Origin of the sequence: Candidatus Planktophila sp. (genome assembly GCF_046070465.1) — a bacterium.
Lineage (GTDB): Bacteria > Actinomycetota > Actinomycetes > Nanopelagicales > Nanopelagicaceae > Planktophila.
Genome location: NZ_JBJTMK010000026.1, coordinates 1 through 25,952, shown reverse-complemented (window position 1 = coordinate 25,952; position 25,952 = coordinate 1). Strand labels below are relative to the sequence as shown.

The following is a 25,952-nucleotide window of genomic DNA, read 5'->3' as shown; positions in this document are numbered from 1 at the left end:
GCCTCCATCTTCAATAAGATGCTCTGAGAGTTGAGAGCTTGCCTCGCGCACGTCATCTGTTGGTGATGTTTTTGCGCCGACGATATCTTCGGGATCTTCAATATGAGCCTGCACCGCGTAGCTGGCGGCAGATAACGCAACGGCGACATCTTTCTTCACGGCATCAGCGATTCCGCCTTCAAGAATAGAGTCAAAGAGGGTTCGAGCTATTGCACGTACCTGCACCACTGTATGTTCAACTGCCAAACCTTCTATGTAGACCTCTTCAGCCGCGTCACGGGTACCGGTACGAATCCAACGCGCATAGCCTTTGGCTTCGACAGATTGAGCTCGAATTGCGGGAATTTCTTCAATCATTAGTCGACCACGTGATAACCATTGCGCTGCATCTTTCTGGGTATAGCCAGCTGCAACGCCTTCAGACATTTCTGCCAATAGACGCGCAGCTTTACTTCCCACAAGTGCAATTTGCTCGCGTGCACGATCGAGCGGAGTCTTTGGGTGAGAGAAGTAAGAAAATGCAATAGCAACGGCTGCGCCTATCAGAGTCGATTCAAGGCGATGAATCGCAGTACTTTCGGATAGCCCTGGGCCGATAACGATGAGGGCAGTAACGGGAACATTAACCGAAGCCACTTCACCAAGATGCAAGGCGCGAGCAACTACTGCACAGAGGAAGATTGTGGTTCCGATAGAGATAAAGCCAAAGTCAAAAACTGAGACAGTGAGCAGGGCAACGCCAGCACCAATGGCAGTTCCAACAATCTGACCAAATCCCTCTCGTAAGGATTTATGAAGCGAGATGCGGATGCTTAAAGTGCAGACTATGGCGGCAACTAGGCCGCCATTAAAAATAAGTTGATCACCCAAGAGCCAGGCAAATGCTCCCGCAATTCCTGCAACCACAATCTGGCGTAACCAGTACTTGCGAGAGAGTATCGCCCGCTTGAGCTTGTCGAACATTACTTCTCTTCGAGAATCAAGGAGACCGAATTAATGCACCAACGTTCATCGGTGGGAACGTCGTAACCTTCACCTTTAAAGACATGGCCAAGGTGTGAATCGCATTTGCCGCAGCGAACTTCTGTTCGTATCCGCGGCGCTAACGAGCGGTCTTCTAAAAGTCTGACCGAATCATCAGCAGTAGGTGCGTAAAAAGATGGCCACCCACAACCGGAATGGAATTTGGTCTCTGACCGGAATAATTCGTTTCCGCACGCCTTGCATCGATACGAACCAACTTTGTCAGTATCGGTATATTCACCGGTAAAGGGGCGTTCGGTCGCACCTTTTCGAAGCACCTCGTATGAGAGTGGATCTAGCTTTGCGGCAAGCTCCGATTCATTGAGATTTGCTGGGTTTGAGATGTTCTCCATGTTCTCACTTTAGAGCCTTTCATCCATCATTGCATTTTTCCCAGGTCTAGACTCTTTCTATGACATGGCAGCCGCAGAGCACTGAGGAAATCAAGAACATCCTCCAGGATTCTAAGAATGTAGCAATTGTAGGAATCTCAAATAAGGAAGATCGCGCCAGCTTTCAGGTTGCAAAGTGGCTTCAACAAAATTCCCATTTTGCACTCTTCTTTGTCAATCCGGTAATCGATGAAGTTATGGGACAGAAGACTTATGCATCACTTGCTGATATTCCGGAGAAGATTGATATTGTCGATGTCTTTCGTAAAGCAGAGGACTGCCCGCCAGTTCTAGAAAAAGCGCTTGCTATCGGCGCTAAGACCATCTGGCTTCAACTTGGAATCAGTAATGATGAAGTTGCCGAGAAGGGCGTCGCTTCAGGAATGCAGGTCGTTATGGATCGTTGCATCAAGATTGATTACGCAGCGCTGATTAAAGGCCAGTAACTTTTACTGCTGCTAGTGCAACGCCGGCAACAATCACCCAAGCAATCATGCCCATCGCCATCGGGCGAGGACCAATCGCGCGGATAGATTTCCAACGCACTCCGGAACCAAGTGCAACTAAACCTGCGCCGAGCAATAGCTTGCTGGTGAAAACAATGTCGGCGAGTACCCGAGCATTAATCTCAACAAGATTATGGAGAGTCGCAACGGCAATAAATCCAAGAACAAAGTAAGGAATCAATGGAACTTTTGCAGAAGATGTCTCACTCTTACCCTGCGAAGTGAGCCATTTGCGGTGGCGAATCGAGAGAATCAAAACAATCGGCGCCAAGAGACAGACTCGAGCAAGTTTTACAACGATTGCATATTTATCTGCACCATCACCCCAGACTGATGCTGTTGCAACTACCTGACCGACATCATGTACTGCAGCTCCAGCCCAAGAACCAAATTCGCGCGTATCAAGATTCAAAAGGTGTCCTAAGAATGGAAGCAAGAAAATCGAAAGAGTTCCGCAGAGAGAGATAAGTCCAATGGCATAAGAAGTCTCTTCTTCGGTTGCTCGAGTCTGCGGACGAATCGCAGCTACCGCAGTTGCACCACAAACTCCGAAGCCGACACCGATGAGGAGACCAAGGTCGCCCGACATCTTGAAGAGCTTGGAAAGACCGAGTATTCCAAAGATTGTAAAGCTGACCACGATGGCCACAGTGACTACGCCCTTGAGGCCGATCTCTTTTAGAGAGGCAACGCTGACCTGCGCGCCAAGGAGTGCCACACCAATACGCATCAAAGTCTTACTTGAAATCTTTGTGGCTGGAGCTGCAAATGCTGGCCATTGAATAAAGTTAGCAACGAGAAAACCGAAAGCAACACAGAGTGCTAGTGGGCTAATCGCCGATTGCATATGGTTAATTTGAAAGGCGATGGCGACGAGAGCTGCAATGAGGGCAAAGCCAGGCGCATATGTTTTCACCATGATTAAAGTCCTAACTGTGCGGCTACGGAATCGGTAATAGTGATTTCATCTTCAAGATTGAGCTTGCCAGGGTTTACTCGGTTGGATCCAGGTAGACGCCCTCCTGCACCTTTAACTTCTCCCGCAAACTCAGCAAGACGATTATTGTCGCCATCCACAGAGAGTTTTGATGCGTCAATTGCAATCACAAAGTGAGCAATCTCTTGTGGCGCAGAATCCTGATCGTGATTGAACATATCGGGAATATTCTTTGACAGAGTAGGGCCAATCAAAACACCAGTGAGGGATTCAACAAGAACTGCTAGCGCATAACCCTTTGCACCACCTAAAGGAGCAAGCATTCCTGCTAGTGCTTCCTTTGCATCCGTTGTTGGTGCACCATCTTTGGTAAATGCCCATCCTGGTTCGAGCTCTGCACCAGCCTGTGCCTTTGCTTGAATCTTTCCGCGAGCAACGGCACTTGTAGCAAGATCGACCACTGTTGGAGGATTTGTCGGAATACCAGCAGCGAGTGGTGAAGTTGAAAGTAGTGGCTTATTTCCGCCGGTAGGAGGCATTACTGCAGGTCCGGTACTAAATGCGATTCCAACTAAACCTGCATCAATCATGGGCCAGACATAAATTCCAAGTGCGCCGCAATGAGAAGAGCGACCAACACCAACTGCGGCGATTCCATTGACCTTTGCTCGCTCTGCAGCAAGTTGCGATGCCTGTTGAATCTGCCAATGGCCAAGACCATCTTCGCCATCAAAGATAACGAGGCCTGGCAGATCGGTGACTTTCTTCAGTTCAGCATTGGCATTAATGCCACCCGCCTTAAGTCGGTCGAGGTAGAAAGGAAGACGCATTAACCCATGGCTACCAATCCCCCAGCGATCACTCGCCACAATTGCATGTGCACTTGTGGCAGCCTTTGCAGAATCCATTCCGGCGGCGATTAATAATTCAGTTGCTTTCGCAATTGCTGTGCCGACGGTCAGTTGAGTCATGAGCGAGTGCTCTCCTTAATTGAACCAACGGCGTTGACCGCAGGTTTTCCGGTGAGAAGTAGTTCGATGTTCTGGGTCAGAATTTGGTTGATGCGAAGTTGGCTTTCCACAGTAATGCCTGCAACATGTGGAGCAAGAATCACATTAGAGAGAGTCTCGAGTTCACCCACTGTAGGGGGTTCGGTTGCGCGCACATCGAGTGCAGCACCAGAAATCTTCTTAGCCTTGAGCGCCTCGATGAGATCTGCCTCGTTGATTACTTCACCGCGACCGACATTGATGATGATGGATGATGGTTTCATCAAGGCGATAGTGGTGGCATTAATGGTGTTATTGGTCTGCGGAGTCGATGGCATATGAATGCTGATGACATCAGCGCCCTTGAGAACATCTTCCAAAGTATGCATCGTCATATTGAGGGCTGGTAGACGAGAATCATCAGCCTTTACATATGGGTCATAGCCGAGAACTGTGCAATTAAATCCTTGCAAAAGTCGAGCGGTTGCCATTCCGGTAGCGCCGCATCCGAGCAATCCCCAGGTAAGACCTGAGAGTTCGCGCCCAGGAGTGCGAATCCACTTACCTTCACGAGTTGCAACATCGTGAGTGGGAATATTGCGAAGGGCAGCTAAGGCAAGTCCAAGAGTGAGTTCGCCAACGCTGACCGCATTGGCTCCGAGACCGGCAACAACTACAACGCCTGCAGCATCTGCTGCTGTGATATCGATGTTATCGAGACCGACGCCAGCACGTGCAATCACCTTAAGGTGTGGCGCCGCTGCAATGATCTCAGCTGTTACTTGAGTGCGATTGCGCACGACAAGCGCTGTTGCATCTTTAATCTTTGCTTTGAGAGCCTCTGGATCTTTCCAAAGGTCATCTTCACGAAGAATGGGAAAACTCCCCCCAAGTTTTTCGAAGGGAGCTCCCCATACATCTTCCGATATAAGAATCACGAAGCTAAATATCTTTCGCTTACGCAGAGATATATAGCTTGGTGAATGTGTATTCGCGGTGACCCATGACCTCGGCGGTGCAGAGACGACCGTTAACGGTGCGATCAATGACCTCCATCATCATGTCGCCAGCCTTAGTCAAGTCATACTCGTAGCGAAGAAGGCCAGAGACATCGAGGTCCATGTGCTCCTTCATGCTGCGTGCTGTCTTGATATTTGCAGTCAACTTCAAGACAGGAATGATTGGGTTACCGATCACGTTGCCCTGACCGGTTGGGAACAAGTGAATAACAGCACCTGCAGCAGCCATGAGAGTGACGCACTCTGCAGCAGCTGAAGATGTATCCATGAAGTAGAGACCCTTCTTCTTTGGATCTGGCTCTTGCGCTGGCTTAAGAACACCAACAACTGGGACTGAGCCTGTCTTAGCAATATTGCCAAGAGCCTTCTCTTCAATAGTTGTAAGTCCACCTGCAATGTTGCCCTGTGTTGGCTGTGAACCAAGAAGATTTGCACCAGTTGATTCGATGACCTTGATGTAGTTGTCATAGGTCTGCTGGAACAAGTTGCGGCAAGCATCATCGATGCAGCGATCTGCAATGAGGTGCTCTCCACCTGTGAGCTCTGATGTCTCACCGAAGAAGACAGTTCCGCCTGCAGCAACCCAGCGATCTACAGCTTGAGAAGTTGTTGGACATGAACCGAGACCAGAAGTTGTATCTGATTCACCGCACTTGATAGACATGATGAGATCACCGATCTCAGCTTCTTCGCGCTGGAGTTCAGATGCATCTTGCAAGAACATTGCAGCAACACGACTTGCCTCTGCAATTACCTGAAGATCTCCCTTGCCTTCGATAGAGAATGCAGCTACTGGCTTACCAGTTGATGCGATTCCATCGGCAACTTTCTGAGTCCACTTTGGTTCGATACCAATCACAACGACAGCTGCAACGTTTGGGTTGCGCCCTGTTCCGATAAGTGTCTGGAAGGTAAGTTCTAGATCCTCACCAAATTGGAGACGACCGAATGCGTGCGGAAGTGCAAGAGTGCCAGGGATGACCTTCGCTACTGCTTCTGCAGCTGCGTTAGAGAGGTCATCGAGAGGCAAAATAATGACGTGGTTGCGGATACCCATCGTGCCATTTTGGCGACGGTATCCGGTTAAGCGCGGCTTGCTTCCCATCGATAACTCCTCATGTTGTGTGTATGGATGTAATCACCTTTTTTAATCGGCGCTGAAGCAAGGCCTACCTTGATGCCGTACTTAATAATCGCATCGCCTTCTGCGAGATCGGTCAGAGCAAACTTGTGACCGAGTGGAATTGCATGATTGAGAATTGCTGTGCTCTCAGTTCCCTGCTTCACGGAACGTCCATGAAGAGTCCCTGGCTCCAGATCTTCCATCGCCACTGCGACGTTATCGCCATCGTGGTGAAGCAAGAACTGCGGAGGTGTGATTGCCATAAATGCCCCTCTGCTTAGATAGTCGTGCGTCCTTCCACCTGCCGTAAGGGGTAAGTGGTCTGACCTCTGCCGGAAGTCTAGGGGTTTTGAGCGTATTTTGTCTAGACCCCTGCCCAAAATTGTGTCAGTGGTCTAACCTGTACCCATGGGACGCGAACTTCGATACGGAATCATCGGCGCCGGCAGCATGGGGCGCGAACACATCACCAATATTCAGGTTATGGGCGGTGGAGTCGTGACCGCCCTCGCCGATCCGCATCAGTCCAGTCTCGATGCCTCACTTGTGGCAGCTCCTGGAGCCAAGACTTTTTCCGATCACCGAGCCCTCCTTGATTCAGGGCTCGTCGATGCTGTCGTTGTGGCAACTCCCAACGACACTCATGCCGCAGTTCTTAAAGATGTCTTGGCAACAGATATCGCAGCGCTGATTGAGAAGCCACTGGCTACGACAATGGAAGATTGCAAAGCAATTACATCGTGGGGAGAAAAGAGGAGCGCGCTGACCTGGATGGCTCTTGAATACCGGTTCATGCCACCAGTTACTGAAGTAATTCAGCGCGCCAAGGCAGGCGAGGCAGGAAAGATTCATCAAGTTTCAATTCGTGAGCACCGTGAACCTTTCTATCCAAAGGTAGATAACTGGAATCGCTTTAGCGAACGTACAGGTGGCACTCTCGTTGAAAAATGCTGCCACTACTTTAATTTGATGGATCTCGTCGTTGGCGAAAATCCAATCAAGGTTTATGCCTCAGGCAGTCAAGCAGTAAATCACCTCGATGAAAAGTACGACGGCAAGCAAGCAGATATGCTCGACAACGCATTTGTGATTCTGGAATATGCCAATGGTGCGCGCGGAATGCTCGATCTCTGCATGTTTGCGGAAGGCACTTTCGATAAGGAGATTCTTACCGTCGTTGGCAGCGAAGGAAAGTTAGAATCATTTTTGCCTTCGCAAACACTGAAAGCCTCCCGTCGAGAAAATTACGGCGCACGAACAGAGTGGTCGAGCGGTGCGAGCAAAGGTCGCGGCCATGAAGTCAAGCACGTACATAATTACGATGTACGCGTCATGGGCCATCACTTCGGTGCTAGCTATATCGAGCACATGAAATTCCGTGATGCTCTTCTTAACTCAACTCCAGCTGAAGTAACGCTCAATGATGGCGTTACTAGCGTTGCAACAGGACTTGCGGCACATAAATCAATTCGCGAAGGTCGTGTGGTTACCCTCGCTGAAATGTGGGCTTAGCGAACGTCGCTCCAAGGCCGTGCATATTGATCGACCACTTCAGCAAGTTTTTCTAGACGCGGAATAGATACCTCGCGCAGAGCTGCAGGAATATCTTTTGCTCCCACAATATCTGCCCAGACCGCACGTCCTGCTAAGAAGCCACTTGCTCCACCTTGAGCACATGCCTTAACTGCATCTGCAAAGAATGGCGCCTTCACTCCGTTGGAGAGAACCACCCACGGAGTTCCCACTGCTTCAGTAATGCGTTGTGCATTACGAGTGATTGCAGTCAGGTCGCCTTCACCATGGAACGGAACTTCGGCCTTGTAGAGATCTGCGCTCCAGGTTGATGCCTCTTTCGCCGCAATAATGAGTTCTTCTTCGCGATCAAATGAACGAGATGAATCTGTAGGTGGCTTCACAATGACTTCAATAATTGAAGGAAGCCCTGACTTTTCGCAGAGTTGGTTAAATTCATTGACGAGCTTCATACGAGACTCTGGGCTCTCATCATTGCGCCAGAGAACGAGGAACTTTAAGCCAACAGATCCAATGTCACGCATGCGGATTGGATCGACATCAGGATCGACCGCTGTATCTGTTGCTGCACCGCCTGCAGGTCCAACCAATAAATCTGCAGCAGCAATAAGACCGCATGAAGGTGCAAGTACCTTTTGATTGATGATGGCATCAATGCCGAACTCTTGATCGACGAGAAGTGCTGAAGCATAAGGAGATAGCTCGCGAGCTACATCGACCTTAAACTGAGTCAGCTGTGAATCAGGGACTGGAGTCTCTTGATGAGCCGCAAACATTCCACGGAGCGCTTCCCGTTGATCGACTGCAACCATTGCAAGAGCGCCCGATGGACGTGCCAGGTTAGTTAGTGCTCTTCTCATGATTGTGCCTCCAGATAGGTATTGAGTTCTTTGAGAGTTGGAATTGCAGATTGGCCATCGAGCCCTCTGCAAGAAAGTGCGGCAACCGCATTGGCGCGGCGAAGAGCTTCATCGATGGGTCGACCTTCAACTACCTGTGCCATGAGCGCTCCGTGGAAGACATCGCCTGCACCCAAGGTGCTGACTACCTCGATAGAAAATCCTGGAGCTGTAGTGAAGTGATCCGTATATGCGGCACTTCCTTCAGATCCGCAGGTAGCGACTACGGTATTGCCAGCGTAATGAGCATCTTTTGCCATGGCTTCTTCGAGAGTCAGGCCAGGATGACGAAGCGCCATCTGTCGATCAGTAGGAACAAAGAGATCGACCAGATTGACATCGAAGTTCTCGACGCCGTACCCAGCATCAAATGAGATTTTCGGGCCATTTCCTCGCGAAATTCCTAGCTCTGAAAGGCGATTGATTCCAACATGATCGCAGTGGACCCAAAGCGCACTTGCAACAAGTGCCTTGGCAGCTTCGTTGACAGGAGCTTGTTGAACTGGCTGACGAGTACTGATAGCCCGAGCGCTATGTTCTTGAGATGCGACGATAACGCTGCCAGCTGTAGCAGTTAATCCCATAGAAATGCCAGAAGCATCGACACCTTCGCGCTTAAATATCTCTAATATTTCTCTGCCGTCGGCATCATCACCGATAGTTCCGACGATGGCGGTTGAGATACCTAGACGAGCAAGCGCAACTGCAGCAACTGCAGCTGGACCGCCACCACCACGAGCAATTTCTTGAGCGATGACGCGTTCATCTTCAGATGGGTAGCGGTCGACAAGTGCAACCGTATCCATAGTGATGACGCCAACGCAGACGACATCGACTTTACTGGCTGGCATCTGCCAATGCTGTCGCGCGGGCTCCAGAGATATGTTGATGAGTGATCTTTGCTGCAAGCGCACCATCACCATCTTCTATTGCTTGGAGAATCTCATTATGTTCCCTCTTTGAAATTTCTTTACGGCCAGGGAGACGAAGGGTTGTATCCATCGACATCTTCATCACATCCTGCAAGACATTGAGTGTCTGGTTGATGAAGCGATTGCCCGCAATTCCCACGATAGTGAGGTGAAACTTTGCATCAAGCATCTGCAATTGATCGTAATCGATTGGTTCTTTTGCACAGATAATGTCAATTTGATTGAGCGTTGCACGTAAGACTCGAATATCTTCTTTCGTTGCTTGACTTGCCGCCCATTTGGAAGCGGGCACCTCTAGAACTTCACGGGCGTCAAAGAGTTCATTTAAATCATGGGTGCTTGCCATCATTGAAGCGCGGAGTTCTTGAGCGACGAGCGGCTCTTGCACAAATGTTCCCTGCCCGTGGCGAATCGCGACAAGTCCTTGCGCTTGAAGAATATGGAGCGCCTCGCGAAGAGAAGGCCGCGATACCTCAAGCAAATCGGCTAACTGTCGCTCCGGAGGCAACTTATCCCCCGGCTGAAGATTTTGAATCTCAATCAGCTCGGTCAACTGGGTTGCGATTTTCGCTGCTCGTTGAGGTGCTAACTGTGGGGCTGTGATACTCATAGGGCTAGCCTTTCACAGCGCCCGCAGTGAGACCGGCAATAAACGACTTTTGAGCGACTATATACATCACAACCATAGGGATTGAGGCAACAATGATCGCCGTAAAGAGCATGCTGTAGCTCGTTGCAAACTCACCCTTGAAGTCAATGAGGACGAGTGGCAGGGTCTTCTTCGATGCCTCGTTGATCAACATCAGAGGGTAGAGAAGATCGTTCCAGGTAATCACAAAGAGGAAGATTCCGGTTGCACCTACTGCCGGACGTGCCAGCGGAAGTGCAATAGAGCGGTAGATGCGCCAGTGGTTAGCACCATCGAGACCTGCGGATTCAAACATTTCCTTTGGAAGATCTTTGAAGAATGCAGTGATGATGAAAACTGATATGGGCAGCGTCAGCGCGATATTGACGAGAATCAAACCGATAAGCGAGTTGTTGAGGTGCAACTTCACGAAGAGGGTGAAGATAGGAACAATGTTGATTTGACCTGGAATCGCAAGACCGAGGGCAAATAGTCCGAAGAGGACTTTTCCTGTGATGGTAATGCTTCGTGAGATTGCGAAGGCAACCATGCTGGCAAAGAGCAGAGTGAAGAAAACTGAGAAGACAGAGACAAAGACTGAGTTCTTAAAGGGCGTCAACATCTGCCCATCGGCAAAGAGAGTTCTGAAGTTATCAAGATTAAAGGACTTTGGTAGCGCAAGTGGCTTGGTATAAATTTCAAGATCGCTCTTGAAAGTTCCCAGGATTACAATCGATGTTGGAATAATGATGGCCGACGCAAATATGGTCAACAGTGAATTCTTAAAGAGTTTATAGACCATCTTTAATCCTCCGTCTTATTCTTCAACACTCGACGCTGTAGCCATGTCACCAAGAGCACCAAGATCACTAAGTAGATTGATTGAGCTGCGGCATAGCCAAACTTGTATCCAACAAAAGCTGAGTTATAGACCAGGTTAACTAAGAGATCAGAGCCGTTGAGCGATGCCGGCTGCGCCATGGAATACACCAAGTCGAAGGCGCGGAAGGTTTGAATAGTTGTATAGGCGACAACAACTGCAGTTGTTGGCATCGCCATTGGCCAGGTAACGCTCTTAAATTGTTGCCAACGGGAAGCGCCATCTACCTCGGCTGCCTCGTATAAATCAGAAGGTATCTGCTGCAAGCCAGCGACATAGATAATCACCATTTGGCCGGTGTGGAACCAAATTTGGGTCACGGCGATGGCATAGAGAGCGAGCTTTGGATCTGCTAGCCAATTCTTAGCGAGAAAATCGAGTCCAATAAATTTGAGTGAGGCATTGATAAAGCCGAAGTTTGGGTCGTACAAGAAGTTCCAAATCAGACCGACAGAAACAGAGGAGAGAATGGTCGGGAAGAAGAAGAGGGTGCGAAGGAAAATTGTTGTCTTAGTGTTCTTGACCAAGAAGGTCGCAAAGAGCAGCGCAAGTCCAGTCTGGAAAATCACCACAATGAGTGAGAAACGGAAGTTATTTCCGAGGACCTTGATAAAGAGATCATCGTTGGTGAGCAGATAGGTGAAGTTACGGAGTCCAATTTGAATTGGCTTGGTCACGCCATCCCAACGTGTCGTTGAATAACGAAGATTGGAAAGTGACGGGTAGAGATAGAGAAAGGCATAAATCGCAAAGGCCGGGAAGGCCATCGCAAGAAGTATTAAGGATTCTCTCTTACGCTTCTTTTTTGGTGCAGGAAGCTGACCTCCACCAGTGGTGGAGGTCAGCTTCTTACCTACGTTGAGCTTAATTACGCACCGATTCCTTGCTTGATTGTCTTAGATGCGTTGGCAAGGGTGGTGTTGATATCTGCACCGCCACCAATTGCGATCAAAGCATCTTCAAGTGGGTTACGTACGTTGTTCACATTCAAGAACAAGAAGCGTGGAGCTAGAAGAAGCTTCTTACCCATGATTGCTGATGTGTTCAAAAGATCAACGTTAGCTGCGTAGTCAACGTTGATGATTGAAACGTGCTGTGAAGTTCCTACTGCATACTCCTGAGCTGCTGCTGCAGTTGTGAGGTATGAGATGAATGCACGAGCGATGTTCTGATCTGTAGCTGATGCCTTAGCGTTAACGCTCAAGATGAAGGTGTTGTTTGTAATACCTTCATAAAGTGGCTTTGAATCAGTTGTGATCATGCCAAAGATGCCCATCTTGCCCTTCATATCTGGGTTGAGCTTGGTAACTGTGCTCATTCCAAATGTTCCTGTTGGGTAGACAGCAGCCTTACCTGAAGCAAAGTCAGCTGGTGCAACAGTGTCGTTGTAACCAGAGACGTTAGCTGGGAAGCAGCCTGCATCGTTCATCTGCTTGTACTTAGTTGCAATGCCCTTGAACCAATCAGATGTGAGATCTTCCTTACCTGATTCAATTGCTGCAACGTGTGCCTTAACTTCAGCAAGTGGCGCTGAGTTCATCATGAATGAGTTAAGGATCTGACCTGCGTTACCGCGAGTAGCTGCTGGCCAAGCGAAAGGAATGATTCCATCGCCCTTAACCTGCTTGCAGAATGCGAGAAGACCTGACCATGTGGTTGGAACCTTGTAGCCCTTCTTAGCGAAGAGCTCTGTGTTATAGATCGGGTTGTTGAAGAGTGACTGGTAAGGAACGCCGTAAACCTTGCCATCTTTGATTGCTGGTGTAAGTGCAGATTGGATAACATTCTGCTTCACAAAACGTTCCGATGACAGATCTCGAAGAAGTCCGCCGTTGTAGAACTGATCGAACTGTCCACCACGTGATGTAACAAAGACTGCAGCCTTCTTGTTAACGCTGATCTTTGAGTATGCAAGGTTGGTGTAATCGACTGAGTTCATGATGACCTGGTTTACATAAGTTCCAGGGTTGGCATCTTGGAACTTATCGATAATGCTCTGAAGCACAACCTTATCCTCTGGGCGCCAGTGGTGGAATTCAATTGTTCCCTTAGGTGCCTTCAGTGCTCCAACTGGAGCTCCAGAGTTCGCACCGAGACGAACGCGCTGCCAGGTGAGCTTTCCGTTTGATCCCTTGGTGCAAATCAAAGATGTTGTCATGTTTCCTGTGCTGACACCTTCAGTTGCACATGTCTTACCGAACTCTTCACCTGCCGCATAAGTCGCTGGAACAGAGGTAGCAATGAGTGCCAGTGCAACTGTTGCGACTGCGCCGAAGGTCTTTAGTCCTTTAGCTTTCATTTTGTAGTCCTTGCCTAGTGTTTGAGGGTTTGAGGGGTTGAGTTACTTACCATTCAGTGAGGGGAATGCCGAGCATGTCTGCCATCTTGCGAATACCCGGACGCACATCGATCCATGAGATAACGAGGTGATGCGGATAGCCACCAGTGACTATTCCATTCACCAAGACAGCAGCATCTGGTTCGGTACGGACCGTCGCTGTATTGCCTTGGAAATGGTTGGGAGCTGGGATTGATTCCCCTCTACTCACAACCATACGTAAACCCGTGCTATTGCTCGGATCTACATCCCGATCAATACGGAACAGTGTTACTGGTCCGGTCTTGAGCGGAAAATTACCTGCAACGCCTAGTTTGCGATTGCAGTGGATGTATTGCGTTGCACTCTTTGGATCTGCAGCAAGTTTTGTTGCAGCTGATCCACAGTGCCAAAGACGGAGTAAACCTTCATCTTCAACGAGGTCGACGATATCGACAAGATAATTTTCATCAGAACCAAGTGCTTCGCAGACCAACATAGTGACTGCGCCAAGTACATCTCGCTCGCATGTTGTGACGGTTCCACGATCCGAGAGACGACCGAGTGAGGAACAGATACATGCCCCTAAATCTGTAGGGAACTCTGGCCAGCAACGAATAGCAATTGCATCGAGCGCATCTTCTTCGCGCCAATCATCGAGAGCAACTTCTACTCCGTAGACCTTCTTTGCTTGCTCGACATTGACGTCACCCAGTGATGGTTGATCAGCGAGCGCTGCTGCATATGCCTTATCTGCACGTTCTGGTTCTACTTTTGAAATTCTTTCAAATGCATTATCGATTGAAATCTGTCGTACATCTAAACCAAAGAGAGAATTGAGCTTTGGGCCATCAAAGAGACATGGCGTAAATCCAACGGGTGCTTCGCCTACTGCGCCAACTTTCCTACCTTTCAGCCATGCAAACGCTTCGTCGGCAACTGACTGTGGTGCGCGCTCGCCATTGATCTGTGCTGGCTTTGCCGCCACAGGAAGTGTGCCGTTGAGTGCATCTGCAATTGCTGCACGCACATGTGGTTCATGTGCATTGCCGTGAATATGGCGGATTGATTGGCCAGCATCCATCAACGCATGTGCTGCAAGATTGACGCCACACATTGAATTGAGTTTCAGACGTTCGCCGACTTCACCTGGTTCGCGCATGGACCAGCCAAGGATTGGTCCCTTGACCGAGCCCAGAAGTTCTACTGCAGGTGATGCATCGGAGAATGAAGCCATAAAGAGAATATGGAGATCTGCCTGCGGAAGAGTGACTGCGGCTACATCATCGACGGTCATGACCAGCTCTTCTGGTCCGACCACTGTAGCGCCGAGCTCTTTGAGCAGTGCACGTGCGCTATCGAAATTACCTTGGGCGCATGCGAGATCAAAGGTAGGTCGAGCTAATGCGACGAGAGCTACGGTGCTCATATTCCTCCAAGTGGTAAGACCTCTGGCGAGAAGTGTGCCCCGAGACACAGGTCGCGTCAATGGCTTACTGCTAGTAAATCCTCGATTTACCTAATCGTTATAAAGGCGGCTGTGCGGGTTCTGAACCTTCAATAGCTACTGTGGCAGCTGACCAACGAATTCCATAGTCGAGCGCTGAGCGTAAATTGCAATCTCCTTGAGCGAGGCGGGAGAGATAGCCGGCTAAAAATGAATCCCCCGCACCTGTTGTATCCACTACTGGACCATTCAGCGCATCAACATGGATCTGTTCAGTGCCTTGATACTGATCAACTCCGGCGGCTCCGCGAGTGACCACAATGGTCGAGAATCGATCGAGGTAATTCGAGATTTGGGTAGAACCAAGTTCAGCTTCGCTTCCAATCGCAAAATCCGCACGATGTACGGCGGGATCCGCAAGAGCTTCAAGCCCAACCACAGTAGTACATCCAATGTCTTGAATATGGCGGAGATGGCTTGCAAAGAAAGGTCGCCATAACGAGAAGACGACGATGTCGTCACTTCTGAAATCTACATCCGCTATTGAGATCTCCGCCAAGTGACTTTCAGTAAGGGCAACAATAGTTCGTTCGCCATCACTATCGACCATCACGAGAGCGCTGTTACTGTCGCCAACAATTTCTTGCAAGGATAAATGTTGAATTTTACTGGCTGTGAAACGTTCTTTTATTGTTGCGCCATTTTTATCATTGCCAACATAACTAATAAATCCAGTCTCTACTCCCGCCTCTGAAAGTGCTAGTGCAACATTTCCAGAAGAGCCACCAATTCTTTCTGTAATTCTTAATGGCCTAACGAAGGTCCCTTGCTGTGGCAGCTCATCTATGTATGCCACTCGATCTACCGCTACTGGACCAATAATCCAGACTCTTCTGCTCATCTCAATAACTTCGCTTCGTTATAAAGTTTGAAAAGGCGCTCGGCCGCATACGGAAGTTCGGAAATTTCACTCCATGAAATTTCGGAGAGCCAGGTCAGAGAATCTAGGTCGGCGCTCTTAGGGTTTCGTGCAATCACGAGCGAAGTTGTGAGAGCGGCGACGGTATCTGTATCACCGCCTAATTCGCACGATATCGCTAGTGCACTCGCTGCCGAATTACTCGACTTCAGCGCCCACAAGATGGCATTGAGTGTCTCCACCGATTCATTAGAGACTCCATTGCCAGTCGGTGCCAGCCAATCGGCGAGCTCAATATTGGCCCCGATGGCATCCCGCTCTCGTCGAGCAACTTCAAACGGTGCATGTTCATCTCCATATGCACGAGCGTCAGCAAAGAGCGCCGATCCGATGATGGCACAGGCAATGGCACTCTCACCTTTGTGGGTGGCCTCGGCCAATGCTCGAACAAATGCCCTTCGCTCATTGGCTTCTTGCTCTGTAAATGCCAAGCCCAGAAGCGCAGTTCTCATCAGCGCCCCATTAGAAATTCCAATGTGAGAACGCTCAAAATCCTTTACCGGCAAACCAAGAGCAGCTCGAGTAGTCGGACCCAGACCACGCAAGTGAGGAGCGCTATCGCGCAAATCGGCGAGAAAATTGGCACTAGATTTTTCTGTACTTGTGGGATCGATCGCGCAGATTGTGAGCAGTGTGAGAAAAGTGTCATCACTGACGCCCCCGTAAGGCCAACCAGATTTCTCTCGAAGAACCTGTGGGTCCACCTTGCCCGAGTAATCAGAGAATTCATAGGCAACACCAAAGACATCGCCTGCGGCATAACCCTTGAGAATTAATGCAATGTCGGACGGGGCATGAGTTGCCATATTTACCTGCGAAGGAGATCGGGGCGATTTCGGCCGCGCACCAATCGCGATGGCCACAAAGAATCCCCTGTCAGCAGTAGGTTGCCGCTGGAAGATGTCAGAAGAGTCTCTTCCACCTTCCATCCTTTTCCAGTGGGGTTCCATGCAATAGCTTGGTTGGCTTGAATCAATCGAGCACTGCTCTGTGTTGCCGGCCAATCGCGAGGCATAAACCCGGTCGGGCCTCCTTGATGGTGATGGTGCCATTCATCGCTATCAAAGCCATGTGCGCCATAAGAACGTGTAGCGACATCAATCACTGATGAGAATGGATTACTAATAATGGTGGCGTCGAGAAGATCTGCTTCGACCTCCAGAAGGGCGCCGTATTCAGCCTCTTGAGTGGGAGTTACTTCTCCGAAGGTGACGATGCGAGTTACTGAGGCAATAAGCCCCTTCTCTTTTGCACAAATTGATGCACTCGCTCGTGAGCCAATGAGGGATTGGGTGGGGAGCGGATGTCGGAATTTGAAGACACGATCTTCTCCAGCCACACCTAAAAATGAAATCTCAAGATTGTGTCGCCACAGCGCTTCTGTAATACGTGCTGCAACATCAATTTCCCGATCGTTGCTATCGGCAACTTTCATCGCTTCTCCAAGAGCAAGTGCTGCTCTGCGAGAGATATCTTTTAAGCGTTCTTGATCAAAGGCATCAAGGGATGCGCGAAGGATTTCAATTTCGATACCAAGATCTACCAGGCCCGCTCCCCCTTGATCTGAGCCAACTTTAAATTCAGCAGGAAGTCCGTTGTTACGCCCCTCCCACCACTGAACCACTTTAATTTCAAGGCCTGCAGGGAACTCCTCGGCTGCCAAGCGGGGGGCTTCAATCGCATTGGTGACTGCAAAAACAGAATCTTCCGTGATCACCAAGTCAAAGCAGGCTGCATCTATTGTGGTGGGGACATGCGCTCGCCCACTAATAGCCCAGGCAAGATTGGGGTTTCTTCGGAGAATCAGTGAGTCTAAATCTTTTTCTGCCATTAACTTTCGAAGGGCGTTGATCTTGCCAGTAAATGCCTCGCTGTGGTCCATGGCAAGAAGGGTACTTAATGCACCTTTCATTTTTAAAGAGCTAGTCAAGATTATTTAGATGAGTTAACGTGTACAAATGAAAGCTGACGAACTTCTCAGTGCCGCATTTTCAGATGGTACGTACTTTTCCAATCCCTACCCCCTCTTCACACAATTTCGACGTGAGGCGCCAGTCTTCTTCAGCGAACACCTCGGCGGCTGGGTAGTCACACGCTATGGTGATGTCGCTGAGATTCTTCACAATAGTGATGATTACTCGAGCAAAGGTCGAGTCCTTCACTTAATTCATCAACTTGATCAAGAGGTTCAAGATCAACTTCCGCTTCTTCAGATGCACTTTGCCACCGGACTTGCTCACTCTGATGCGCCAGAACATAAGCGTCTTCGTGGATTATTAGCACAAGCCTTTACCCCAAAGATGGCGGAATCTTTTCGACCTATTACCAAAGCTGTAGTAGATCGAGTTCTTGCACATTTGAAATCTGAAGCAGATCTCATTCAAGACCTCTTCACACCGGTACCCGCTCTTGTGGTCGGCCGGCTATTGGGATCAGAAGAGAGCGATATCCCTGACCTCATTCGTTGGGCCCATGCAATCAATGGACTCTATGAGAAGGGTGGTCGAATCGCTCCCGATAAGGCGCTTCACGCCGAGATGATGCTGGAGGAGATGCGTAACTTTGTTGTGCGATTGGCCAATCACCGTCGGGAGCTGAGAGATAGCGGCAATCTCGATAGCAACGCAGATATCTTGTCGGCACTCGTCAGCGCCGAACTCAATGGAGATTCGCTGAGTGAGTCAGAGTTAGTCTCAACCGCAGTCACGCTCTTTGTTGCAGGACATGAGACAACTACTCATCTTTTAGGTAATGGAATGCTCGGTCTTCTCTCGCATCCAGCTGCCATCGAACTTCTTAGGAATCAATCCGAACTCATTAAGCCAGCGGTAGATGAGATGGCCCGCTTCGATGGCTCTGTCCCTCGATCATGGCGAATTGCAAAGAGAGATATGGAGATTGCAGGAGTAAGAATTCCTGCCGGAGATTTAGTGCTGCCAATGCTGGCATCTGCAAATCGTGATGAAACCTTCTTTGAAAATCCAGACTCCTTTGAAATCGAGCGTGAGTCGCGTAAACACCTCGCCTTTGGCCGCGGAATCCATGTCTGCCTCGGTGCCCCTTTGGCAAGGGTCGAGGGTGAAGAGATTGTGAAGGCGATTCTCGAGAATTTTAGGAAGATTGAAATAACGACTGATACACCAGCGCTTCAATGGCGCAAAGATGTTGCACTTCGGGGACTTATCGCTCTTCCCGTTGCTTTGACCCACTAAGTCTCGAGCGAGCAAAGTACGATTCGCGCGTGCCAATCGCAACCCACCTCTTCGCTAAAGATCCCGACCGACCAGCTTTAGTCTTGGTGCACGGTCTTGGCTCCGCAGGAAATATCTGGAAGAGCCTAATCGCAGATTTAACTGAGCATTTCAATGTCATTGCTGTAGACCTCCCAGGACATGGAGTTGCAGAGATTCATGAGGGCGAAGCTGTGGACCCACAATCACTTGCTCGGGCTATTGTGAAGACAGTCAGCTCAGAGCATAACTACTCTGAGATGCATGTTGCAGGCAATTCACTAGGTGGGTGGATCGCGCTCGAGATGGGCGCTATTGCACCTGAGAGCGTCAAGAGTGTGACAGCACTTGCCCCGGCAGGGTTATGGCATCAAGTGCCTACCAGCAAGCTTCCACCCAGTTTCTTTGATGCTCGAATTCTTGCGAAAATTTCTCAGCACTTTATGAGGTTGGCTTATCACTTGCCACCGCTGAAAGCGATTGGTTATAAGAAGATCACACATCTCTGGCGAGATCTTAGCTTTGAATCATGTCGCGATTCTGTTGTGGCGATGGCAAATTCCAAGGGCTATATGCCATTGTGGAGAGGTCTACGTGGTCGCAAGTTTGAATCAAATGTGCCACCTGAAGTGAAGGTTTCCATTATCTTCGGCGATTACGACCTGACTTTGCCTGAGGAAATTGCGCAAGAGAAGAGCGTGGCACCACGACATTCGCACTGGGTTGTTGTCGATAACTGTGCCCACGTGATTATGTGGAACTACCCGAAGCTGACCGTGGACTTTATAAAGCGAACGGCCCTAGCTATTAGCTAAGGCCGTATCGATATGGTGGCGGGTGAAGGATTTGAACCTTCGAAGGCAGAGCCGGGGGATTTACAGTCCCCTCCCATTGGCCGCTCGGGCAACCCGCCAGGGTCGAACAAGTGTTGCGGCTTTTGAAGTACGAGGCGAAAGGATACCTTAGGCACATAAGGATGAAAAATCGTCCTTCGACCAGTTAAAAATCCTGATAAGAGAGGGCCAAAACCAATGGCTGACGCAAGTTTTGACGTAGTTTCCAAGATCGACCGGATGGAGCTCGATAACGCAATTAATCAAGCTATCCGTGAAATCGATACCCGCTTTGATTTTAAGAATACCGGAACAACCGTTGAACTCGCGGGTGAGGCCATCAAGATTGAAGCAGGCACAGAAGAGCGCGCAAAGGCAGCTCTTGAAGTTGTGAAAGAGAAGATGATTAAGCGCGGAGTCTCTTTGAAGCACCTCGAATCCGGCGAGCCACAGCTCTCAGGCAAGATTTACAAAATTGCTTGCACACTCAAAGAGGGCATCTCCACTGAAAATGCAAAGAAGATTGCAAAGTTTCTTCGCGATGAGGGACCAAAGTCCATTAAAACCCAGATTCAAGGTGATGAGCTCCGCGTGACATCAAAGAGCCGTGATGATTTGCAATATGCTATCCAGCAGATCAAAGAAGGTCCGTTCGACTTCGCCGTTCAATTTACCAACTTCCGTTAATTCATGGCTGATAGAAGCGAGAAATCGCTCGGACTCATCTTTGGCTTAGCTGCATATGTTCTGTGGGGGCTCTTTCCTCTCTATTGGCCGCTGCTCAAGCCAGCCAGCGCCTATGAAATCGTTGCCCACCGCGCGGTGTGGACTTTAGTTTTCTGTCTTATCGTTTTAGCTTTTCATAAGAAGTTGAAGCACACCGTTGCACAATTAAAAAAGCCTAAGATTTTCTTTGGACTTCTTGCAACAAGCGCTCTTATCTCTGTTAACTGGATTGTCTATATCTGGGCCACCAATAATGGTCATGTTGTTGAAGCATCACTCGGTTACTACATCAATCCTTTGGTGATTATCGCTTTCGGTGTGCTGCTACTCAAAGAGAAGATGCGCCTCGGACAGTGGATTGCGGTGGGTATTGCGACTACCGGAGTAGCAGTGCTTACGATTGATTATGGGCGACTCCCCTGGGTTGCTCTCGCGCTCGCACTTTCCTGGGGTAGCTACGGCGTTATCAAGAAGATGCTGGGCCTTGGCGCTCTTGAAGGTTTGGCAATCGAGACGATGCTCAGCCTTATTCCATATGGAATTTACTTACTTATTCTCGAAAAGAACGGCACCGGCTACTTCGGCCATGATGCTGGATTAACAATCCTCTTAGTCAGCGCCGGTGCGATTACCGCTATTCCGCTCTTACTATTCAATGGTTCGACTACTCGTCTGCCCTACACAATTATCGGATTACTCCAATACATCACACCGACAATTCAATTCTCGATCGGTGTATGGGTTCGCCACGAAGATATGCCAGCGGCACGTTGGATTGGTTTTGTGATTATCTGGTGTGCACTGATCGCGCTAGCGATAGATCTACTGCGATCAAGCCGTGCGGTCGATAATAGCGTCGCATAGCGAATACAGCGCGCCAGTAACATCGCCAACAGGCAGTGGCCCCAAGGCCTTACGTGCATCGTTAGCGAATTGAAGTGTTTGCTGACGAGATAGCTCGAGTGCAGGATGTGCACGAAGTGCTTTAATGACATCTTGCACTGTCGCTTCATCTGTAATCGGTGCCTTCAAAAGAGCAATCAGCGCTGCATCTTCTGGGCGGTTCATCGAAATTACATTTAACGTAACAAGAGTTGGAACGCCTTCGCGAAGATCCGTACCTGGAGTCTTTCCTGACTCAAATGATTCGGAGGCGATATCGATAACGTCATCTACCAACTGAAAAGCAACTCCGATTTTCTCGCCGAAGACTGTGAGGGTTTCTTTGATCTCATCAGGCGCTCCCGAAACCATTGCACCAAATCGAGCAGATGCTGCAATCAGTGAACCGGTTTTATCGGCAACGACAGAGAGGTAATGCTCGAGCGGATCTTGGCCATCGGCTGGCCCTTGCGTCTCCATGATTTGACCAATCACAAGGCGCTCAAAGGTATGTGATTGAAGGCGGACAGCCTCTGGTCCGATATCGGCAAGTAGAGCTGAGACTTTTGCAAAGAGGTAATCGCCGGTAAGGATTGCCACTGTATTGCCCCAACGATTGTTGGCGCTTTCAACGCCACGGCGAAGCGGCGCTTCATCCATGACATCGTCGTGATACAAAGTTGCAACGTGAGTCAGTTCGCAGACTGCGGCAGATTCGATAATCCCCTTACGGTTCTTATCTCCATAATGCGATGCCAGAAGGGTCAATAAGGGGCGTAGCCGCTTGCCTCCGGCTGCTACAAGGTGGCGAGATGTCTCTTCCACCAACGGATATTTACCCTGAATATGGCTGTGAAGGAGCGCCTCAACCGATGCCATCCCCACAGCAAGCTCTGCCTCAAGGGCAGGAGCCATACCGGGAATGCCGAGGTTAGCCATTAGCGAAGGAAGAAGGCTGTTGTCTGAATGAAGTTGATGACTGGCGCTGGGAAGACTCCGAGAACCAGTGTCGCAACAGCAGAGAGAGCAATAGTTGTTGTCGTCAAAGCTGACGGAATCACAACGCTTGCACCATCTTCAACTGGATCCTTGAAGAACATCAAGACGATGACTCGGATATAGAAGAAGGCAGCTACTGCAGATGAGAGAACACCGGCAATCAAAATTGCCAAGCTTCCTGACTGGTATGCAGCGGAGAAGATTGAGAACTTTCCAATAAAGCCAGATGTCATTGGAATGCCAGCGAATGCCAGAAGGAAGAATGCAAATGTTCCAGCAACGATTGGTGAACGCTTACCGAGGCCGCTCCAGCGATTGAGGTCTGTCACCTCACCTGCTGAGTCGCGTACCAAAGTGACGATTGCAAAACCGCCGACTGTAGCGATGCCGTAGGCAAGGAGATAGAAGATGCTCGCATCAAGACCTTGCTTGCTCAACGCGATCACGCCTGCAAGCAAGAAGCCTGCATGTGCAATGGATGAGTACGCCAACATGCGCTTGACATCTTTCTGTGCAATAGCAACAAGTGAACCAAAGACCATCGTCGCAATCGCGATAAGGACGAGAGTTGGACGCCACTGCCACTCTGCGTTAGCAAAGGCGACGTAGAAGATGCGAAGGATTGCTCCAAATGCAGCAACCTTGGTTGCTGCTGCCATAAAGGCAGTAACAGGTGTTGGTGAACCCTGATACACATCTGGTGACCAAGCATGGAATGGGAAAGCGCCAACCTTAAAGAGCAGGCCAACTGAGATAAATGCGATTCCGATCAAGAGGAATACATCATTTCCAGCGCCACCAGTAACAGCTGCTTGAATGCCTGCAAATGTCACAGAAGATGAGTATCCATAGAGGAACGCTGCACCGAAGAGGAAGAATGCTGATGAGAAAGCTCCGAGAAGGAAGTACTTCAGAGCAGCTTCCTGTGAAGCGAGGCGACGGTAACGAGAAAGGCCAGACATCAAATAGAGAGGCAAAGAGAGCATTTCAAGTGCCACAAAGAGAGTAATCAAATCGCTGGCAAGTGGGAACAAGAGCATTCCTGCTACTGCAAAGAGTGTCAGTGGGAATACTTCAGTTGTGCGGACACGTGCCTGATGCGCCTGACGTTCTTCGAGCGATCCCGGAACGGCAGCTGCAGCTGCAGTGAAGTTATCCTGATCTGCAATCAAGAAGAGTGAGAGCAAAGCGATGACCAAGATGGTACCCATAAAGAGAACTCCAGCACCATCAAATACAAGTGAGGACATCGCAGCTGTCGTTGAAGCCTCGTTGCGAACTCGAACTAGCTGAGCGAGAGCAATCACAATGGTTGCAACAGCTACAAAGAGCTGGGCAGTTGCACGTGCACTTGTGCGAACAAATGCCTCGATAAGAACACCAGCCAGAGCGCCTGCGAGAACGATGAGAATCGGCGCTAGAAGCGCATACTCAAGTACGGGAGCTGTAAATGTCATTTACTTACCTGCATTCTCTGTTGGAGCTGGATCGGTAAATCCTGCAACCTCAAGTACATGAGCAGATGCTGGATTAATGATGTTCAGTAGCGGTGATGGATAGAAACCGAAGGCAACAATTACTGCAACTACTGGAGCAATCGCAATCTTCTCGCGAAGGTTGAGATCCGGAAGATTCTCATTACCCGGAGTCGTAGGTCCGTGCAAAGTGCGCTGTACGGGAATCAAGATGTAGAGAGCTGCCAGAACGATTCCGATGGTCGCGATTACTGCTGCTACTGGATAGCGAGTGTATGTACCCACCAAGACCAAGAACTCAGAGACGAAGCTTGAGAGACCTGGGAGTGCGAGTGACGACATACCTGCAATGAAGAACATCCATGCCATAACTGGGGTCACGCGCTGCAAGCCACCGAAGTCAGCGATAGTCGATGATCCACGACGAGCAATCATCCAACCGCCCACGATAAAGAGGGCTGCGGTTGAGAAACCATGGTTGAACATGTAGAGAGTCGCACCTGAGTGGCCTTGTGTAGTCATCGCAAAGATTCCCATGGTGATGAAACCGAAGTGAGAGATAGATGTATATGCAATCAAACGCTTCAAATCGCGAGCACGGATTGCAAGGAATGCACCGTAGATAATTGAGATCACTGAGAGCGTGATGATCACTGGCGTAAAAGTCTTGCTTGCATCAGGGAAGATGGTGATACAGAAACGGATCATTCCGAATGTACCGACCTTATCGAGGACACCAAGAAGCAATACAGATGTGCCTGGAGAACCAGCCTTCGCTGCATCTGGCAACCATGTGTGCAGTGGCCATAGCGGAGCCTTAATTGCGAATGCAATAAAGAAGCCGAGGAACAAGAGGTTCTGAGTCATTGGACTCATGACAGCATGGAGGCCAGCGAGCTCGGTGATATCGAAGCTTGCATGACCTGCATTGCTTGAGACCACGTAAATGCCAATGATTGATGCGAGCATCAAGAGACCTCCGAAGAGGCTGTAGAGCAGGAACTTCACTGCAGCCGCTGCGCGTTCCCCTGAGCCGTAACCACCGATAAGGAAGTAGACGGGGATCAACATCGCTTCGAAGATGACGTAGAACAAGAAGACGTCAGTTGCTGCGAATACGCCGATCATCATTGTCTCGAGAACAAGAATAAGAATGTAAAAAACCTTTGCAGACCAACGTCCGCCATCAGATTCATTCCAACCAGCGAGCAAAACGATAGGAGTCAGAATGACTGACATGAGGATGAGAACCATCGCTAGGCCATCAACGCCCATAGAGAAGTTGATTGCAAATGATGGAATCCACTCGTTCTTCTGAACAAATTGGAAAGCTGTATCTCCAGCGACGAACTGAGTCGTCATATAGATACCAAAGGCCGCAGTCAGAAGAGTGACACCGAGAGCTGCCTGCTTGATGCGAAGAACGTTTGAGCTAGGAAGAACGCCCACGATGAGTGCGCCGAGCAATGGCAAGAGCGCGAGGATTAGTACTGAACTCATTGTGTGACCACCCAGATTCCAGCGATCAAGACGATCGCGCCGATGAGAATGAACGCTGCATAGCTGCGAGCAAAGCCTGTCTGTGTGCGGCGAAGTGCTGAACCAGAGCCAGTCGCGATACGACCGACGCCTCGAACTGCGCCATCAACAACGCTGACATCCACTTGCTCTGCAAGCTCTGTAATCAAAAGACCTGGACGCATAAAGACCGCTTCATTGAAGCCATCTTGTCCAAGATCCTTACGGACAAAGCGAGTGAGAGCAGATACATTTTCAGGAGCAACAGCTGCAACATCTGAGAACTGGTACATCTTCAGTGCAATAGCAACACCGATTGCAACGGCTGTAAGCGCAAGACCTGAAACAACTATAGGAGCCAAGAGCTCTTCATGCTCGCCTTCATGTCCACCGACAACTGGCTCGAGCCAGTTAACAAGTGCATGTCCGCGAGTGAAGAGGAATCCTGATACAACAGAACCGATAGCAAGAATTGCGATTGGTACCCACATCAACGCAGGTGACTCGTGAGGATGTGCCTCATCGTCCCAACGCTCTTTACTTGTAAAGGTAAGAATCATGACGCGTGACATATAGAACGCTGTAATTGCTGCACCAAGAAGTGCTGCACATCCAAGAATTACTCCCTTTGCACCGCCTGCATTAAATGCAGTTTCAATGATTGCATCCTTTGAGTAGAAACCAG

Annotated in this window: 27 protein-coding genes and 1 tRNA gene; 6 read left to right on the top strand and 22 right to left on the bottom strand. The window is 49.5% G+C overall.

The window, feature by feature from the left end:
- Both ACKOVI_RS01300 and msrB read right to left on the bottom strand, forming a co-directional pair.
- A partial coding sequence (locus ACKOVI_RS01300; RefSeq protein WP_509602054.1) for an FUSC family protein occupies positions 1 to 963 on the bottom strand: 963 nt, incomplete at its 3' end.
- Positions 963 to 1,376, bottom strand: coding sequence for a peptide-methionine (R)-S-oxide reductase MsrB (msrB, locus tag ACKOVI_RS01295; protein WP_509602052.1), 414 nt, complete (start codon positions 1,374 to 1,376; stop codon positions 963 to 965). The genes msrB and ACKOVI_RS01300, both read right to left, overlap by 1 nt.
- Before the next feature lie 59 nt (positions 1,377 to 1,435).
- On the opposite strand from msrB, the gene ACKOVI_RS01290 reads away from it, so the two are divergent.
- Positions 1,436 to 1,861 (top strand): CoA-binding protein, encoded by a 426-nt coding sequence (locus tag ACKOVI_RS01290; RefSeq protein ID WP_509602050.1) that lies wholly within the window; start codon positions 1,436 to 1,438, stop codon positions 1,859 to 1,861.
- On the opposite strand, the gene ACKOVI_RS01285 is transcribed toward ACKOVI_RS01290, so the two are convergent.
- Genes ACKOVI_RS01285 through ACKOVI_RS01265 form a run of 5 tightly spaced genes read right to left on the bottom strand, consistent with a single transcriptional unit; the run spans position 1,848 to position 6,252 of the window.
- Complete coding sequence (locus tag ACKOVI_RS01285; RefSeq protein WP_509602048.1) at positions 1,848 to 2,840, bottom strand: YeiH family protein; 993 nt, start codon at positions 2,838 to 2,840, stop codon at positions 1,848 to 1,850. The genes ACKOVI_RS01290 and ACKOVI_RS01285 overlap by 14 nt on opposite strands.
- A gap of 2 nt (positions 2,841 to 2,842) precedes the next feature.
- Positions 2,843 to 3,829, bottom strand: coding sequence for an Ldh family oxidoreductase (locus tag ACKOVI_RS01280; protein ID WP_509602046.1), 987 nt, complete (start codon positions 3,827 to 3,829; stop codon positions 2,843 to 2,845).
- Positions 3,826 to 4,785, bottom strand: a complete 960-nt coding sequence (locus tag ACKOVI_RS01275) for an NAD(P)-dependent oxidoreductase (protein WP_509602044.1) — start codon at positions 4,783 to 4,785, stop codon at positions 3,826 to 3,828. The genes ACKOVI_RS01280 and ACKOVI_RS01275 overlap by 4 nt, the downstream gene beginning before the upstream one ends.
- A gap of 19 nt (positions 4,786 to 4,804) precedes the next feature.
- On the bottom strand, positions 4,805 to 5,971 hold the full coding sequence (locus ACKOVI_RS01270; protein ID WP_509602043.1) for a UxaA family hydrolase: 1,167 nt from the start codon (positions 5,969 to 5,971) through the stop codon (positions 4,805 to 4,807).
- Entirely contained in the window at positions 5,950 to 6,252 is a 303-nt protein-coding gene (locus tag ACKOVI_RS01265) for a UxaA family hydrolase (RefSeq protein WP_509602041.1), read from the bottom strand. Before ACKOVI_RS01265 ends, ACKOVI_RS01270 begins: the two co-directional genes overlap by 22 nt.
- A gap of 145 nt (positions 6,253 to 6,397) precedes the next feature.
- On the opposite strand from ACKOVI_RS01265, the gene ACKOVI_RS01260 reads away from it, so the two are divergent.
- Complete coding sequence (locus tag ACKOVI_RS01260) at positions 6,398 to 7,501, top strand: Gfo/Idh/MocA family protein (RefSeq protein WP_509602039.1); 1,104 nt, start codon at positions 6,398 to 6,400, stop codon at positions 7,499 to 7,501.
- Here the strand turns inward: ACKOVI_RS01260 and ACKOVI_RS01255 are convergent.
- From ACKOVI_RS01255 to ACKOVI_RS01210, 10 genes are all read right to left on the bottom strand, one after another.
- A complete protein-coding gene (locus ACKOVI_RS01255) occupies positions 7,498 to 8,382 on the bottom strand; it encodes a hypothetical protein (protein ID WP_509602037.1) in 885 nt (294 codons plus the stop codon). The genes ACKOVI_RS01260 and ACKOVI_RS01255 overlap by 4 nt on opposite strands.
- Positions 8,379 to 9,272 (bottom strand): carbohydrate kinase family protein, encoded by an 894-nt coding sequence (locus ACKOVI_RS01250; protein WP_509602035.1) that lies wholly within the window; start codon positions 9,270 to 9,272, stop codon positions 8,379 to 8,381. Before ACKOVI_RS01250 ends, ACKOVI_RS01255 begins: the two co-directional genes overlap by 4 nt.
- Positions 9,259 to 9,963 carry a FadR/GntR family transcriptional regulator gene (locus ACKOVI_RS01245; RefSeq protein ID WP_509602034.1) on the bottom strand — a complete coding sequence of 235 codons (705 nt, stop codon included), beginning with the start codon at positions 9,961 to 9,963 and terminating at the stop codon, positions 9,259 to 9,261. Before ACKOVI_RS01245 ends, ACKOVI_RS01250 begins: the two co-directional genes overlap by 14 nt.
- Positions 9,964 to 9,967: 4 nt before the next feature.
- The gene (locus tag ACKOVI_RS01240) at positions 9,968 to 10,783 is read right to left on the bottom strand and encodes a carbohydrate ABC transporter permease (protein ID WP_509602032.1); all 816 of its coding nucleotides are present in this window, start codon (positions 10,781 to 10,783) and stop codon (positions 9,968 to 9,970) included.
- Positions 10,784 to 10,785: 2 nt separating this feature from the next.
- A complete protein-coding gene (locus ACKOVI_RS01235) occupies positions 10,786 to 11,628 on the bottom strand; it encodes a carbohydrate ABC transporter permease (RefSeq protein WP_509602030.1) in 843 nt (280 codons plus the stop codon).
- Positions 11,629 to 11,729: 101 nt separating this feature from the next.
- Positions 11,730 to 13,160, bottom strand: coding sequence for an ABC transporter substrate-binding protein (locus ACKOVI_RS01230; RefSeq protein ID WP_509602029.1), 1,431 nt, complete (start codon positions 13,158 to 13,160; stop codon positions 11,730 to 11,732).
- 46 nt (positions 13,161 to 13,206) lie between these two features.
- Positions 13,207 to 14,607, bottom strand: coding sequence for a hypothetical protein (locus tag ACKOVI_RS01225; protein WP_509602027.1), 1,401 nt, complete (start codon positions 14,605 to 14,607; stop codon positions 13,207 to 13,209).
- A gap of 97 nt (positions 14,608 to 14,704) precedes the next feature.
- Complete coding sequence (locus ACKOVI_RS01220) at positions 14,705 to 15,526, bottom strand: carbohydrate kinase family protein (protein WP_509602025.1); 822 nt, start codon at positions 15,524 to 15,526, stop codon at positions 14,705 to 14,707.
- A complete protein-coding gene (locus tag ACKOVI_RS01215) occupies positions 15,523 to 16,410 on the bottom strand; it encodes an ADP-ribosylglycohydrolase family protein (protein WP_509602023.1) in 888 nt (295 codons plus the stop codon). Before ACKOVI_RS01215 ends, ACKOVI_RS01220 begins: the two co-directional genes overlap by 4 nt.
- A gap of 2 nt (positions 16,411 to 16,412) precedes the next feature.
- A complete protein-coding gene (locus ACKOVI_RS01210; protein WP_509602021.1) occupies positions 16,413 to 17,486 on the bottom strand; it encodes a M24 family metallopeptidase in 1,074 nt (357 codons plus the stop codon).
- Positions 17,487 to 17,562: 76 nt separating this feature from the next.
- Here ACKOVI_RS01210 and ACKOVI_RS01205 point away from each other — a divergent pair, with 76 nt between their 5' ends.
- Both ACKOVI_RS01205 and ACKOVI_RS01200 read left to right on the top strand, forming a co-directional pair.
- Positions 17,563 to 18,816, top strand: coding sequence for a cytochrome P450 (locus ACKOVI_RS01205; protein WP_509602019.1), 1,254 nt, complete (start codon positions 17,563 to 17,565; stop codon positions 18,814 to 18,816).
- A 29-nt stretch (positions 18,817 to 18,845) separates the two neighbouring features.
- The gene (locus tag ACKOVI_RS01200; protein WP_509602017.1) at positions 18,846 to 19,649 is read left to right on the top strand and encodes an alpha/beta fold hydrolase; all 804 of its coding nucleotides are present in this window, start codon (positions 18,846 to 18,848) and stop codon (positions 19,647 to 19,649) included.
- 13 nt (positions 19,650 to 19,662) lie between these two features.
- On the opposite strand, the gene ACKOVI_RS01195 is transcribed toward ACKOVI_RS01200, so the two are convergent.
- Positions 19,663 to 19,747: transfer RNA gene (locus tag ACKOVI_RS01195), tRNA-Tyr, on the bottom strand.
- Positions 19,748 to 19,865: 118 nt separating this feature from the next.
- Here ACKOVI_RS01195 and ACKOVI_RS01190 point away from each other — a divergent pair.
- Together ACKOVI_RS01190 and rarD are read left to right on the top strand one after the other, a co-directional pair.
- Positions 19,866 to 20,354 (top strand): YajQ family cyclic di-GMP-binding protein, encoded by a 489-nt coding sequence (locus tag ACKOVI_RS01190; RefSeq protein WP_509602015.1) that lies wholly within the window; start codon positions 19,866 to 19,868, stop codon positions 20,352 to 20,354.
- A gap of 3 nt (positions 20,355 to 20,357) precedes the next feature.
- Entirely contained in the window at positions 20,358 to 21,257 is a 900-nt protein-coding gene (gene rarD, locus ACKOVI_RS01185; protein ID WP_509602013.1) for an EamA family transporter RarD, read from the top strand.
- On the opposite strand, the gene ACKOVI_RS01180 is transcribed toward rarD, so the two are convergent.
- The 4 genes from ACKOVI_RS01180 to ACKOVI_RS01165 form a co-directional block, all read right to left on the bottom strand.
- Entirely contained in the window at positions 21,225 to 22,214 is a 990-nt protein-coding gene (locus ACKOVI_RS01180; RefSeq protein WP_509602012.1) for a polyprenyl synthetase family protein, read from the bottom strand. The genes rarD and ACKOVI_RS01180 overlap by 33 nt on opposite strands.
- Entirely contained in the window at positions 22,214 to 23,731 is a 1,518-nt protein-coding gene (gene nuoN, locus ACKOVI_RS01175; protein ID WP_509602010.1) for an NADH-quinone oxidoreductase subunit NuoN, read from the bottom strand. The genes ACKOVI_RS01180 and nuoN overlap by 1 nt, the downstream gene beginning before the upstream one ends.
- The gene (locus ACKOVI_RS01170) at positions 23,732 to 25,249 is read right to left on the bottom strand and encodes an NADH-quinone oxidoreductase subunit M (protein WP_509602008.1); all 1,518 of its coding nucleotides are present in this window, start codon (positions 25,247 to 25,249) and stop codon (positions 23,732 to 23,734) included. It abuts the gene before it with no gap.
- A partial coding sequence (locus tag ACKOVI_RS01165) for a proton-conducting transporter membrane subunit (protein ID WP_509602007.1) occupies positions 25,246 to 25,952 on the bottom strand: 707 nt, incomplete at its 5' end. The genes ACKOVI_RS01170 and ACKOVI_RS01165, both read right to left, overlap by 4 nt.